At 34.9% G+C, this 12293-nt stretch carries 22 protein-coding genes; 4 read left to right on the plus strand and 18 right to left on the minus strand.

The features are described 5' to 3' along the window. Window positions 1-33: 33 nt before the first annotated feature. The 9 genes from MVE64_RS02225 to MVE64_RS02265 all read right to left on the minus strand — a co-directional run bounded on the left by MVE64_RS02225 (window position 34) and on the right by MVE64_RS02265 (window position 6800). Window positions 34-201: a hypothetical protein gene (locus tag MVE64_RS02225; RefSeq protein ID WP_247343348.1), complete on the minus strand. Its 168-nt coding sequence runs from the start codon at window positions 199-201 to the stop codon at window positions 34-36. 48 nt (window positions 202-249) lie between these two features. After that, window positions 250-444: a hypothetical protein gene (locus tag MVE64_RS02230; protein ID WP_247343350.1), complete on the minus strand. Its 195-nt coding sequence runs from the start codon at window positions 442-444 to the stop codon at window positions 250-252. A 108-nt stretch (window positions 445-552) separates the two neighbouring features. After that, window positions 553-1104 (minus strand): GNAT family N-acetyltransferase, encoded by a 552-nt coding sequence (locus MVE64_RS02235; protein WP_247343351.1) that lies wholly within the window; start codon window positions 1102-1104, stop codon window positions 553-555. Continuing rightward, window positions 1079-2308, minus strand: a complete 1230-nt coding sequence (locus MVE64_RS02240; protein WP_247343354.1) for an MFS transporter — start codon at window positions 2306-2308, stop codon at window positions 1079-1081. The genes MVE64_RS02235 and MVE64_RS02240 overlap by 26 nt, the downstream gene beginning before the upstream one ends. A gap of 1034 nt (window positions 2309-3342) precedes the next feature. Next, entirely contained in the window at window positions 3343-4449 is a 1107-nt protein-coding gene (locus tag MVE64_RS02245; RefSeq protein ID WP_247343356.1) for an HD-GYP domain-containing protein, read from the minus strand. A 253-nt stretch (window positions 4450-4702) separates the two neighbouring features. Beyond that, window positions 4703-5335 (minus strand): gamma-glutamylcyclotransferase, encoded by a 633-nt coding sequence (locus tag MVE64_RS02250; protein WP_247343359.1) that lies wholly within the window; start codon window positions 5333-5335, stop codon window positions 4703-4705. Beyond that, a complete protein-coding gene (locus MVE64_RS02255; RefSeq protein ID WP_247343362.1) occupies window positions 5281-5553 on the minus strand; it encodes a gamma-glutamylcyclotransferase family protein in 273 nt (90 codons plus the stop codon). The genes MVE64_RS02250 and MVE64_RS02255 overlap by 55 nt, the downstream gene beginning before the upstream one ends. A gap of 100 nt (window positions 5554-5653) precedes the next feature. Next, on the minus strand, window positions 5654-5821 hold the full coding sequence (locus MVE64_RS02260; RefSeq protein ID WP_247343365.1) for a hypothetical protein: 168 nt from the start codon (window positions 5819-5821) through the stop codon (window positions 5654-5656). Window positions 5822-5876: 55 nt separating this feature from the next. Continuing rightward, complete coding sequence (locus MVE64_RS02265; RefSeq protein ID WP_247343367.1) at window positions 5877-6800, minus strand: manganese catalase; 924 nt, start codon at window positions 6798-6800, stop codon at window positions 5877-5879. A gap of 231 nt (window positions 6801-7031) precedes the next feature. Here MVE64_RS02265 and MVE64_RS02270 point away from each other — a divergent pair, with 231 nt between their 5' ends. Then, window positions 7032-7310 carry a hypothetical protein gene (locus MVE64_RS02270; RefSeq protein WP_247343369.1) on the plus strand — a complete coding sequence of 93 codons (279 nt, stop codon included), beginning with the start codon at window positions 7032-7034 and terminating at the stop codon, window positions 7308-7310. 59 nt (window positions 7311-7369) lie between these two features. Further along, window positions 7370-8230, plus strand: a complete 861-nt coding sequence (locus tag MVE64_RS02275; protein WP_247343372.1) for a sensor histidine kinase — start codon at window positions 7370-7372, stop codon at window positions 8228-8230. 99 nt (window positions 8231-8329) lie between these two features. Here the strand turns inward: MVE64_RS02275 and MVE64_RS02280 are convergent, their stop codons facing one another. From MVE64_RS02280 to MVE64_RS02300, 5 genes are all read right to left on the minus strand, one after another. Beyond that, complete coding sequence (locus tag MVE64_RS02280) at window positions 8330-8527, minus strand: hypothetical protein (protein WP_247343373.1); 198 nt, start codon at window positions 8525-8527, stop codon at window positions 8330-8332. A 12-nt stretch (window positions 8528-8539) separates the two neighbouring features. Further along, window positions 8540-8731 (minus strand): hypothetical protein, encoded by a 192-nt coding sequence (locus MVE64_RS02285; protein WP_247343376.1) that lies wholly within the window; start codon window positions 8729-8731, stop codon window positions 8540-8542. Window positions 8732-8801: 70 nt separating this feature from the next. Then, window positions 8802-9623: an SPL family radical SAM protein gene (locus tag MVE64_RS02290; protein ID WP_247343379.1), complete on the minus strand. Its 822-nt coding sequence runs from the start codon at window positions 9621-9623 to the stop codon at window positions 8802-8804. A gap of 30 nt (window positions 9624-9653) precedes the next feature. Beyond that, a complete protein-coding gene (locus tag MVE64_RS02295) occupies window positions 9654-9881 on the minus strand; it encodes a hypothetical protein (protein WP_247343381.1) in 228 nt (75 codons plus the stop codon). Between the two features lies 1 nt (window position 9882). Then, window positions 9883-10230 (minus strand): hypothetical protein, encoded by a 348-nt coding sequence (locus tag MVE64_RS02300; protein WP_247343383.1) that lies wholly within the window; start codon window positions 10228-10230, stop codon window positions 9883-9885. Between the two features lie 83 nt (window positions 10231-10313). Here MVE64_RS02300 and MVE64_RS02305 point away from each other — a divergent pair, with 83 nt between their 5' ends. Further along, complete coding sequence (locus MVE64_RS02305) at window positions 10314-10559, plus strand: hypothetical protein (RefSeq protein WP_121662286.1); 246 nt, start codon at window positions 10314-10316, stop codon at window positions 10557-10559. A gap of 10 nt (window positions 10560-10569) precedes the next feature. Then, the gene (locus tag MVE64_RS02310; RefSeq protein WP_247343386.1) at window positions 10570-10794 is read left to right on the plus strand and encodes a hypothetical protein; all 225 of its coding nucleotides are present in this window, start codon (window positions 10570-10572) and stop codon (window positions 10792-10794) included. A gap of 36 nt (window positions 10795-10830) precedes the next feature. Here the strand turns inward: MVE64_RS02310 and MVE64_RS02315 are convergent, their stop codons facing one another. The 4 genes from MVE64_RS02315 to MVE64_RS02325 all read right to left on the minus strand — a co-directional run bounded on the left by MVE64_RS02315 (window position 10831) and on the right by MVE64_RS02325 (window position 12274). Beyond that, window positions 10831-11043, minus strand: coding sequence for a hypothetical protein (locus MVE64_RS02315; protein WP_247343389.1), 213 nt, complete (start codon window positions 11041-11043; stop codon window positions 10831-10833). A gap of 17 nt (window positions 11044-11060) precedes the next feature. Further along, window positions 11061-11495 (minus strand): Hsp20/alpha crystallin family protein, encoded by a 435-nt coding sequence (locus tag MVE64_RS02320; protein ID WP_247343392.1) that lies wholly within the window; start codon window positions 11493-11495, stop codon window positions 11061-11063. Between the two features lie 471 nt (window positions 11496-11966). Beyond that, window positions 11967-12164: a DUF3231 family protein gene (locus MVE64_RS28055; protein ID WP_425594002.1), complete on the minus strand. Its 198-nt coding sequence runs from the start codon at window positions 12162-12164 to the stop codon at window positions 11967-11969. Further along, on the minus strand, window positions 12071-12274 hold the full coding sequence (locus MVE64_RS02325) for a DUF3231 family protein (RefSeq protein ID WP_247343395.1): 204 nt from the start codon (window positions 12272-12274) through the stop codon (window positions 12071-12073). The genes MVE64_RS28055 and MVE64_RS02325 overlap by 94 nt, the downstream gene beginning before the upstream one ends. Window positions 12275-12293: the final 19 nt, after the last annotated feature.

A 12293-nucleotide genomic window follows, 5' to 3' on the forward strand; every position in this document is an offset into this window, starting at 1 on the left:
ATGTTTCCATCCTTAATAAACGCCTTTTTTACTTTAATTCGAGAACCAATAGTAGTAGCTTAATGGCACAATGCTTACTAACATGATGAACCTACTATGCTTTCTTTTCTGCTTATTTTCAGGGTTGCTTCTGCCAAAGAAAAAATAAAGTGATCCTAAAATAAATACAACATAGGCTAGAATTTTTAGTAAAAGATCCATTTTTCCTCCTTAACTTAAAAAAAGAAAGCTATCACATTGAGAGCTTTCTTACATATAATTCAAGCTTAAGCCAACATAAATACATGCAGTTACGGCAATAAATCCAGAGAAAAATAAACCCTTATGTAGCCTGGACCAGTTTTTCATCCAACCCCATCTTTTTTGTTCAACATCAAGCCAAAAGAAATCAAGAACAATGGCTGCGATTAATATAAGATAAACAGTAAATGCTCCCATCTGCATTGGAACCCCTCCTACCATTTAGACCTTAACTCATTATAACGTTTAATTGTATTGTTTTCCAATATTTTTCCATTTTCTATCACCAAGCAAAAATACTTTTGAAACTCATTACATTTTTTCATAAAGTCTCCCCATAATCAGGGTATGATAATATTGTCCATCAGAAAGCAACTTATCATTTTTTAGTATGCCTTCTATTTCAAAACCGAATTTTTTGTAAAGCTCTATGGCGGTAACATTGGTTTCTAAAACACTAAGCGTTACTTTCCTGATACCAGTAGAATCAGCCCATTTTAGAGATTCGTCTAAAAGATTCCTTCCAATACCATATCCCCAAAATTCCTTTAATACACAAATTCCAAATTCCACCTTATGAGCTAATCTTTTTAGCTCACTTCCTTCACATCGTGAAAAACCTACAATTTTGTTATTCACTTCAACAACCAAAAAAAGGTTGCATTGCTTTTCAGTATCTTTTTTTATTAACTGTTTAAAACCAGCTTCATCTATATATGCTTCACCGGGTTCTCTGTCTAGATTTTCCGTTTCACCATCAATCTTAACTCTCAGTTCTGATAAGACTAATGCATCGTTTTCTTCTGCGGATCTAATCATATACTTCAATTGATTTTGTTCAAATTCTTGTTGCTGTATCTTCATTTTTATTTCCTCCGATTGCTGTTACCTCATAATATTTAAACTTGGCCATAGATACAATTCCAAGGACCGGTCCAATCGCTAATAGTGTGAAAACCCACTCCCACCCCATAATTTTTTGTAAAACTGGAATAAGATTAATTGAAAATATAGTAATTAGAAATCCAATACACATTTGAAAAGTTAATGCTGTTCCTACATAACTACTATCTGATACCTCAGAAACAGCTGCTGAAAATTGTGCTGAATCTGATATAACAGTCATCCCCCAAATAAATGATACTACGAGAGTCAGCCAAATAACCTGACCATATGTAAAACCTATCAAAATAGAACATATTGCACTTATCATCATCGAGATCATTGTAAGATTAGATCTTCCAATTTTATCAGAAATAATGCCTCCTAACACACATCCAATTCCTCCTGCAATTCCAATAGATAGAAATGTGGAAAAGGCGATAATCCAAGGTGAAACCCCAGGTGAATTGTTGTAAAAACTAGCAGCTAAGAATGTTGGCAGCCATGTCCACATCGCATACAATTCCCACATATGCCCGAAATACCCATAGTTCGCTAGCATTACAGGTTTATTTTTTACAACTTGATGAATAAATGTAATGGAAAAAGGAGTTTTTGTCGAAGTTATTGTTGGATCTTTTACAATAAAATAGATAATAATTGCTGAAAGAAAGGAGAGTACAGAGCTCGTGATGAGTACCAACTGCCATTGAAATGATGAAAAAAACATTAACACAAAATGTGGTAAAGAGGAACCTAGTGTTAATGCAGCTATTAATATACCAATAGCAAGTCCACGCTTCCTAGGGAACCATTGAGATAATATTTTAACAGCTATAGGATATACACCAGCAAGGCATACACCTGTTAAAACTCTTAATAGAATTCCGAGTAAAGCCTGGTCAACAAAGATGAGAATTCCATTAAAAAATGAACCACTTAATGCAGAAATAGCAAAAATTTTCCGGGAATGAAAGCGATCTGCCATACCAAAATAAGCACTACAAAATGCTCCTACTACAAAGCCAAGAGGTACTGAAGCTGATAGCCATGCTTCTAATTGCGAGGTAATATCCCAAAAGCGAATAAGCTCTGGTGCTATAGCTGATGCACTAAACCATAAGCTCAAGGCGAATAAGACAGAAAGACCAACCCAAAACAATGTCCTCCATTCTTGTGATATCATAGGGACCTCCCTTACGTTCTTGATAACGGTTTCAAAAAGTGTGAGTGTGTTGACTTTTAGCTGTTATCTCTAGAATGGATTAAAGAGTAACTTTTATATAGTCCTTGTAACTTCGATAAAGAAATATGTTTTTTTCCTAATTTTAGCATATGTTGTTGAAGCGGATGTTATTTTTTTTATTTTATTTAGGAAAAAATCCATTGTTGAGTTAATTTAGCGAATTTATTTAGTTAAGGTAGTGGTGTTTTTGGGGACACATTCTGTTTTAATGGCCTGTTTTCTGTCCCGATTCCCGTTGTATCGAGACATACCATACTTGCTTCAACGAGGTTCTGTCCCCATTCTCCTTCTATCGAGACACATCTTGCTTGCTTCAACCGTTTCTGTCTCAGTTCTCCTTCTATCGAGACACACCATACTTGCTTCTCACGTTTTCTGTCCAGATTCCTCATTTATCGAGACACCCCATACTTGCTTCAACCAGTTTCTGTCCCGATTCTCCTTCTATCGAGACACATCATGCTTGCCTCAACCAGTTCTTGTCCCCATTCTCCTCCTATCGAGACACACCATGATTGCCTCAACCAGTTTCTGTCCCGATTCCTCATGTATCGAGACACATCTTGCTTACTTCAACCGTTTTCTGTCCCCATTCTCCTCCTATCGAGACACACCATGATTGCCTCAACCAGTTTCTGTCCCCATTCTCCTCCTATCGAGACACACCATGATTGCCTCAACCAGTTCTTGTCCCCATTCTCCTCCTATCGAGACACACCATGATTGCCTCAACCAGTTTCTGTCCCCATTCTCCTCCTATCGAGACACATCTTGCTTGCTTCAACTGTTTCTGTCTCAGTTCTCCTTCTATCGAGACACACCATACTTGCTTCTCACGTTTTCTGTCCCCATTCTCCTCCTATCGAGACACACCATGCTTGCTTCAACCAGTTCCTGTCCCGATATGAAAACAACGCTCTTCACAAAAATAACCCAGCACCTATTTCAAGTGCATGGGTCATCTACTCTATAAATTATAACAACGCATCAGCTTCTACGATTTCTAGCGTAAGGTTTCCTGAAGATGATAAGTCAATTTCATATGGTGCTACTTCCTGGTCTTCTTCGTCACGAATGATCCGTATTTCCGGACGTCCTACTGAATGGAAATTGTATTTAGTGACAATTCCTGTTCTTCCGTCATTTAATTTAACAGTTAGTCCTTGTGGATAGATCGCAATGCAGTTTTTAAATAACTTCAATTGGTCTGTATCAAACTGCGTGCCACTTCCCGAATACAAAAGCTCCATTCCCTGGTGTGGAAGCATAGCTGGGCGATAGACTCTGTGACTTGTTACCGCGTCGAACACATCGGCCACACTTAAAATTTTTGCATAGGGATGAATTTCGTTTTCTTTCAGTCCCCTTGGATAACCTGCTCCATCAATTCTTTCATGATGTTGAAGAGCACAATGTGCAACAACAAAAGGTACTTCATGTACTTTTCTTAAAATATCAAAACCTAGTTGTGAATGTGATTTCATTTGTTCGAACTCTTCTTGTGTTAATCGACCAGGTTTGTTTAGCACTTCAGGTTTTACAAAGATTTTTCCAAGATCATGTAATAATGCTCCTAAACCAATCTCCTCGATTTCGTTTGTTTGAAGACCGTTTTTAATTGCAAGCTGACACGAATAAATTGTTACGTTCAAGCTATGGGTATACACATGACTTTCATGTATTTTTGTGGTAGCAAGCAGATTTAGGACTGTTGGGTTTTCAGTTAAGATTGTCAAAATATCCTTGAATATTCGTTGAAAATTTCTAACTGTTTTTTCCGTTTCAATCATACCCTTAACAGTGGGTTTTGTCATATTTATATCTGCAATTGTATTTAATCCATCAGTAATGACATTCGTTGCTTCATTTAATAGTTCAACTGGTATAGATTCAATAATATCGATACCTTCTGATGCTGTATCTTCTATGTAAACTGTATTAATATTAAGATTTTTAAGTCTGTTAATAAAGCTATCAGTAAGTTCAGTTCCCTTTGTTAGTAGAATTTTGCCATTTTCACTATAAATAGATTTTCCTAGCTTTATTCCTGATGAGCATCGCTCTAATCTAACTAAACGCATTCTTTCTTGCTCCTGTCTCACATGTATTCCTTGAAAAAGTTAGGATTAATGCGTCTTCACTATGTGTAAGGTCAACCAGCACATTAATTCTTTTCTAGATGTCTCTTTCTTGTCATACTAAATGTCTCTTACTGTCGATTATAGTCAATTTTTCTTTATATTTCAATGAAAGTTCGTGATCATCATACTTAGGAAATAAAATAAAAAAGTTCACAATCGCTAATTACTATATCAAAATAGCAATATGTTATCCCTACTTTAAAGTCAATAGTTTTTTTTCCAACTTACGATAATAACCACTACTCACAAATCCCTTAGCACCTCGTAGTATTTCATTTGAATAATGTTCAGGTGGTGCAACTTCTTCCTTCTTATTCATAACAAGAAATGTAAGGACATTTTTATGCAATACACCATTTATTTCTACATTAATAAATGCAGGCCGGTAAATGTTTGCCATTACACCTTCTCGTTCATACAAATAATGTAAGGCTTCTTGATTAATTTCATATACTTTTCCTTCAACAATATCATCTGCTTCTATCATATCCGCGCGGCTTCCATCTTGAAAATGAACGGTATAGGCTAAAGAAAAATTTGTGGCAAGACCACAGCCTACGATGTTTTTAAACAAGTGATCTACTTTTCCCAGCTTGAATCTTTCATTGTCCATACATGAACCATAAGCAAAATAAAGTAATTTAGATTTATTTGTATATAAGTGACGTTTCCAGTCACCACCATTAATCATAGACAGATTTTCTACTTTCTTATGTAAGTAACTATATACAATGGCTTGTTCTGAGTGATGATCAGTAAAAATGGTTTGGGTTATCCGTTCGTATTCGTTATCGATTCCTTCTGCTTCGTAAAACTCTCTAGCCAATCTAGCTTTTTTAATATAATTTCATTTACTTCATATAACTCCCCGTATATTACATTTACTTTATCTGTAATCATCGCTGGATAACCTAAACCTGTATCGAAAAGAATTCCATGTGTCCAGCATTGCCTTGCAAGACACACCGCTCCATTTAGAAAATGATGATTGAATTCATGTTCACGGAGTGTACCATAAACAAAAACCTTATATGTTTTTTCCATAAGAAAATGTCCTCCTCTGCATATCATCGTTACTTACAATGGTATCATGAAAAATCTAACTAAGGAGGACCTTTCTTATGTTCATAAGATTAACCTGTTATTATAATCCTCCACAAGTTGACTGTTTCGTTTCCTCTGACTTAGTTGGATCAGATGAAGTTACTGATTCTAATCCATAACCTGTAGAGCTCATTTCTAAGTGTTCCTCTTTTCTTTTACCGTCTAGACTTAAGTTTTCTCCAAAATGATCTTTTTCCAAAGTTTTCATTCCTTTCAAACTCCAAAGCACCTACCAACATGGTAGATGCTTTGGGTTCATTATTTTAGAAGTTTTGTTTTTTTGGTTGCTGTGATTTTGAAAAGATATTGTTATTGTTATTTGCTGATTGAGTTGGTTCTAATTTTCCCATTCCTTGCTGAATACGCATGTCTTTAGGATTTGTTCCATGCATATAAGCAGGCCCTGGTTGTAATTGTGGCTTTTGTCCCATTGGCTCTGGGTGTTGGATATATTCAAAATTCGCTTGTCCATCTAATGTTGGTCCATGTGCCCAGTTACCAGTGCTGCTGTCTTCTCCTTCAGAGAAGTTCATAAATGAGTATGATACCTCTTGTTTCTCATACTCTTGGTTAAAGTTACTTGGTACAATTGCACCTTGTGTTTGTTCAATTTCTTCAATGGCTGCCATCCACTGGTTTTGGTGCATCGTATCACGTGCAATTAAGAACGATAGCATATCTCTTACCCCAGGGTCTGTTGTCATTTCATATAAACGACAAACCTGAAGTCTACCTTGTGATTCAGCATTTAAATTTGCACGAAAGTCTGCTAATAAGTTCCCACTTGCAATTGTGTAACGAGCTGTCCAAGGGAAGCCAACACTGTCATTTGGTTGTGCCCCAAGGCCATTTACAATAGCGTGTTGAGGGTTCATTCCACCTAGTACAGCTTCAACTGCAGGATCTTTTGCACCCTGTTCTTGGTCTTGTACTGGTGCACCGTCAAGTAGTTGGGCAATCATTGTTGCGATCATTTCTACATGGGCAATTTCTTCTGTTGCAATATCCAAAATCATATCACGGTACTTTCCTTCAGCACGACAGTTCCAGCCTTGAAAAAGGTACTGCATCATAACTGACATTTCCCCATATTGTCCACCAAGGATTTCTTGTAATTTTTTTGCATATACTGGGTCTGGTTGACTTGGTTTTGCGTTATATTGCAGTTCCTTAACATGATAAAACATAAAATCTCTCCCTTAAGAAAGTATCGTAAAATTAACTTACTCTATTAGTGTGGGGATAGTAAGAAAAGATATAACGCCCAAATGTAACCAATACTTCATTAACTTAATCAATTGCAATTTTCTCTATGTAAAGATTGTTAATTTTTATCGAAATAAGAGGATTTTGTATTTAACTAGCCGAATACAAACATTGCTTAGGTTTGAAATTAAAGATGAAAGCAAGGTCGTAATATGCTAAATGAATTTTTATTGAATTTACTTTTTATTTTGGTCGGAATCTTCCTTCAGCATCTTTGGTCAGAAAAAACGGGTCATCACCAAAATAAAATTGTCATAGGTATTGCTTCTGCCATAACAATTACGCTTTGTATTCCTTTCCCCCTAGAAAGCTCATTTGTTGAGGATTTAAAGCTTATTCCTTATATAATCGGAGGCTTTATGGCGGAATTGTTACTTCAACCATTTTATTTGTTGTCATTGTTGTCGTATTTACCTTCTTTTATGGGGTAACTGACACATACATTACTTTTTTAATTATGTATGGGGTATTAGGGTTAGTGTGCGGTTTCATGTCTCCCACTTTCTTGAATTCAAACCTTTCAAAGAAACTTGAGACGATGGTTTATGTTACGATCGTTTTTACCATTTTCTTATTTGTGTTCACAAATAAAGAAGAAATAATCACAATTCATACCATTATGATGTTATTCTCACCAACAGTCGCCATATTTGTTGTTGGTTATATATTTGAAAGCATTCGAGAAACAATCTCTCTAAGGCAAAAAATTATTAAAACTGAAAAATCAGAAGTAGTTAGTCAACTTGCTGCTAGTGTTTCTCATGAAGTACGTAATCCCTTGACTGTTACAAGAGGATTTTTACAACTTGTGTTAGAAAGTGACACCATTGAGAAAGAGAAAAGAGATGAATATATTAAGCTTGCGATTGATGAGCTTGATACTGCTTCAAACATTATTAATGATTATTTAACATTTGCAAAGCCGGCTCCTGCATATTGGGAGTTACTTGATATAGGCATTCATCTTAAACATATTGAAGACATTATCTCCTCTTATGCGAATATGAACTCTGTAGGAATTGAATCAGATCTTGTAACATGTGTTATACAGGGCAACAAGCAACAATTTCAGCAATGTTTTTTAAACATCACGAAAAACTGTATAGAAGCTATGCCGGATGGTGGGACTTTAAACATCTATACGTCGATTTTAAATAAACACGTTTTAATTGAAATATCTGATACAGGAATTGGCATGTCACAAGAGCAAATCAATCGGATTGGGGAGCCATATTTTTCAACAAAGGAAAAAGGAACAGGACTTGGAATGATGGTTGTGTTTAGTATTATAAAGGGGATGAAAGGAAGCATTTCAATTGAAAGCAAGGGGTTGGAACAAAGTTTACAATAAAATTCCCGATTGCTGTTCCTAGATAGAGAGTGGCGTAGTCATGTTAATTTTAGATGCTACGCCTAACCTGTCTTTTATCTGTATACGTTACGTTATTACTCACATATGTAAACGACTTTTAGCCTCATTTATAGCTTTTTCTATAAATTCATCTTTTCCTTTTAAGTCATTTAAACTCATATTACCTGAGCGTAAACTTCCACTAATTTCATGGATATCTTCTGTAATAGATAAAGGAATTTGATCTTCTTCAATCATTTTACTTAATTCATCTGCAAGTAGTTTTTCCTGATTCATTTTGCACCACTCCTATTTTAAAGTCATTCGCCATTTTCTTTCTGCTTCTCTTTGGTTGCGGTTATAAATATAATCAATTTTATCGATTACTTGAGCCCCTTTTGTCATAACCACAATGGTATAGACAACACTAAATAAAAAGCCAATAATTGAAAACCAATAGATTGTATCAATTTGTTTTTCATTTCTGCGACTAGCTCGCAAAGCTTGTCCCCTCTTTCTATGAAATTTCATCTTGTCATAGTTTATCTAACAAAAGGGTTTCTATTCGTCATTAATAAGGCATGAAGCCTTCTTGGCTAATTAATATTTGATCTGAAGAAAGTGATTGTTTTAACTTTTCTACTGCAAGTTGATAGGTGTTTTTTCCGTACCATGTATCTAATTCTTCTGTTTTGTACAATTCCCTTATATTCAATCTCTCACTTCTTTTGCCTTGGCTTCCATCACCTGAGTAATCATCAACAACTATTCGACTTACTAAGCTTGAAAGAATTTTTGGAAATTCATTTGAAAATGGCAGTACTGGTGCAACTGCTACTTGAACAGGTAAATTAGCCTCTTTAAGCTGAGAAATAGCTTTTAATCTTGCTTGTATTGGTGGTGCTTGCGGAGTGAATCGTTTGCGAACATCATCATCGTCTGTTTCCACTGTTATACTAATCCTTAGCTTCTCCCTCAGCTTGTGAAACAAATCTATATCTCTGGTTACTAAAGGACTTCTTGTTTGAACAAATAAAAAATCTGGTGGATTTTCAGCCATTGCCTCAAGTAAAGCCCTTGTAATTAGTTCTTTATATTCAACAGGCTGATAGGGATCAGTACTTAAAGACATGAATATTGTTACAGGTTTGTCTCTTTTTCTTAAGTTTTTGATTTCACGAGAGAGTTTATCATGAGATTCTTGTTTTACATCAACCCATGTTCCCCACTCCTGCTTTCGAAATAAACCGACCGGACTTTGCCTTACATAACAATAAGAACAAGCAAATGAGCAGCCAGCATATGGATTCAATGAATGAGTATATCCATATAAAAACCCGCTTGTGGGAGTCAAAATTTTTTTAGGTATTTTATAATCAATAGTTGGTTTCATATTTCACCACAACTTTTTAAGGTTTAGGATTTATTCTTTTGCTTGATTAATCATTTCAAATTGACTTTTCGTCAATCCCTGTGAAATGATATCTTGAATATTATTATAATCACCTGAAATAGCTCCAAAGCCTTGAACTAGTTTTTTATGACTTGTAAAGTTGTTCGGAAAATTGTTTCCTATATTCACACATGAGGCACCTTCAACTGTTCCGATATTTAAGTTGCGAATATTCATAATTGGCGCGGGAAACTTCATGCTAGACACCTCTTTCAATAGAATAATTCCTATGCTCTCCATTTACGAAAATAGTGATTTCATTTTCCTTCACTTTTTCCTCTTTATGTTTTTCTTCCTCTTTCTTTTTTTGCTTTTCTTTCTCGTTAACAACTGTCGGATTAAAGGTTGTGCCAATATTAAGAGAACCACTGTTTTCTTTTACATCAACAGTATCAATATTAAACACTAACTCATTTAATGTTGGTTCATTCATTGTAAGAGTCTCAATATTAATTGTATTTCCCTTATTTAGTAAAAGAGATTCAATTCGTGTTAATTTGCTATTTATTTCCTCTATATTTTTCAACAACTCATCTATTTTGCTCATTTCCTTCAACTCAATTCGTATTTTGTAACGATTTATTCTGTATTTACATAGGTTGTTATATATCATAAGGATGGAGGGGTAACATGCCAAATTCAATCATCTTTAATACAATTGCAATTAATGCACAAGAAACAAACGCTGGTTTGTTTATCGGCCAAAATAATGCTAACGGTTGGGATTCACATAATAAAAATATCTTTTCGATTGGTTTAATTTTAGGAGCTTTCAATACATTTCCTGCGAACTATAATGTGATTTTAGATAATGATGCAATTGACACGCCTATAATGGCAAATGAAGTGATTCCGGCACCTGGAATGCAAGTGTAGGTGAACTTTTATGACCTATTCTAGTCCATTTGTACAATTTGATGCGATTAAAGTATATGTAATTGATACGAATTCAGGAATATTTGTTGGTACAAATACACAATTAAATTGGACTTCTTCCTCAGACCGAAAAAATGGATTTGGTTCAATTTATGGCAATTTTAATAAAGTCTCTGAAAATTTTATTTTATTTAAAGATGACGATGTGATTGATACTCCTATTAACAGAAGATAAATGCTGAATAGTATTAATTGTATAACTCAATTAGTACTATTCAGTAAAAAAACCTTGATCAATTATTTGATCATGCTTTGACATACCTATGTTTTTACCCACTTTGTTAAAATTCCCGTCAACAGTGCCAAACCCCGCCGTTTCTTTACTATAGTGCGAAAAGTTCTTTTGAAGGTTTTTCCCCGAAAAAACACCTGAAGTTGATCCTACCTCTTGAATCTTAAGTTCTCCTATTTTTATATTTACCACTGAAATGTCACCCCTATTTATTCATTGAAAAACTCAATTGGAACAGTAACATCATCTGATGAGGTACGACCTGAAGTAGGAATATTGATTTGAAGAATACCATAACGGTAAGAAGCTTTTAATTGCTGATATATAGCATTAGAAGGCATTTTTATCTTCTTTCTAAAAGATCCATAAAACCTTTCTTGTTGAAGATACTCATAGTGTGGTACTTCAATATTTGGAATCTCACCTTGAATGACTAGGTATGGGTCTTGAAGGGAAATTTTTATATCTTGTTGCGTCCTTATTCCTGGTATATCCATAATAACAACCATTTCTTCCTTAGACTGAAGGATATCTGCTCGAGGTCCAATTAAAGGATATGCATCCGATAAAACATCCCAAAAATCTTCCCCTAATACTTTCTGTGCTTCTTGAAAGGTATTAAAATTTTTGTTGTGTTTTTTCATTTCATTCCCTCTTTTGTCTTTTATCATCATGTTTATGAATGAGAATTGATATTTATGTGAAAATATCATTTGTGACCTCCACACATATTTCTATCAATCTGGATATTTTTTATCACTTATATAGTTAGAAAAAACAATAAGAAGCCTAGGGCCCCCTTCTGCTCTCTTATCTCCACAGCCTTTTCAGAGAAACCCGACTGTTAATCCAGGAATAACAGCTATTTTAGGTAGCCAAACAGGTCCTAATGATTTCTCCGTGAAAACTGTTTATAATAATGGTATTAAAATTTGCAAGAACATTTATGATGATTTCTAATATATTAAGTGTAATGCCTTTTATATATTTTTTATTAAGTATTTGAGATCCTGGCAACTCAACGCTCTAAAAATAATTGCTTCTATTTTATTCACGTAGGTATAACCCTTCTCAAACCATTTTTGATTAGGTAACTAAGAACACTCCACACCTGACTATTTCATCAATTCATTCCGATCAACTGCATGTGGTGGACGTTCCATCCACTTATGTTTAATGAGTATGCTTGCCCCATTCTCAGCAAATAAACCAACTTCACCTAATAATTTCGAATATTCTGTTGCAATATCTCGTCGCGGCTCCCAGCAATAGCTGTTCCATAATTCCCCATCCCTGCAGCAGACATCATAGATACTTGAAACATCATCAATTTATCTGAAAAAGGAGGTTCTTTTGTCACTAGCACATAAGCATCCCATGGAGTTGGAGCAGGAAGATCATCATGTTTTAAATAGTTACTCATAATTTCTGTATGTTTTTTT

Origin of the sequence: Metabacillus endolithicus, from assembly GCF_023078335.1 — a bacterium.
Lineage (GTDB): Bacteria > Bacillota > Bacilli > Bacillales > Bacillaceae > Metabacillus > Metabacillus endolithicus.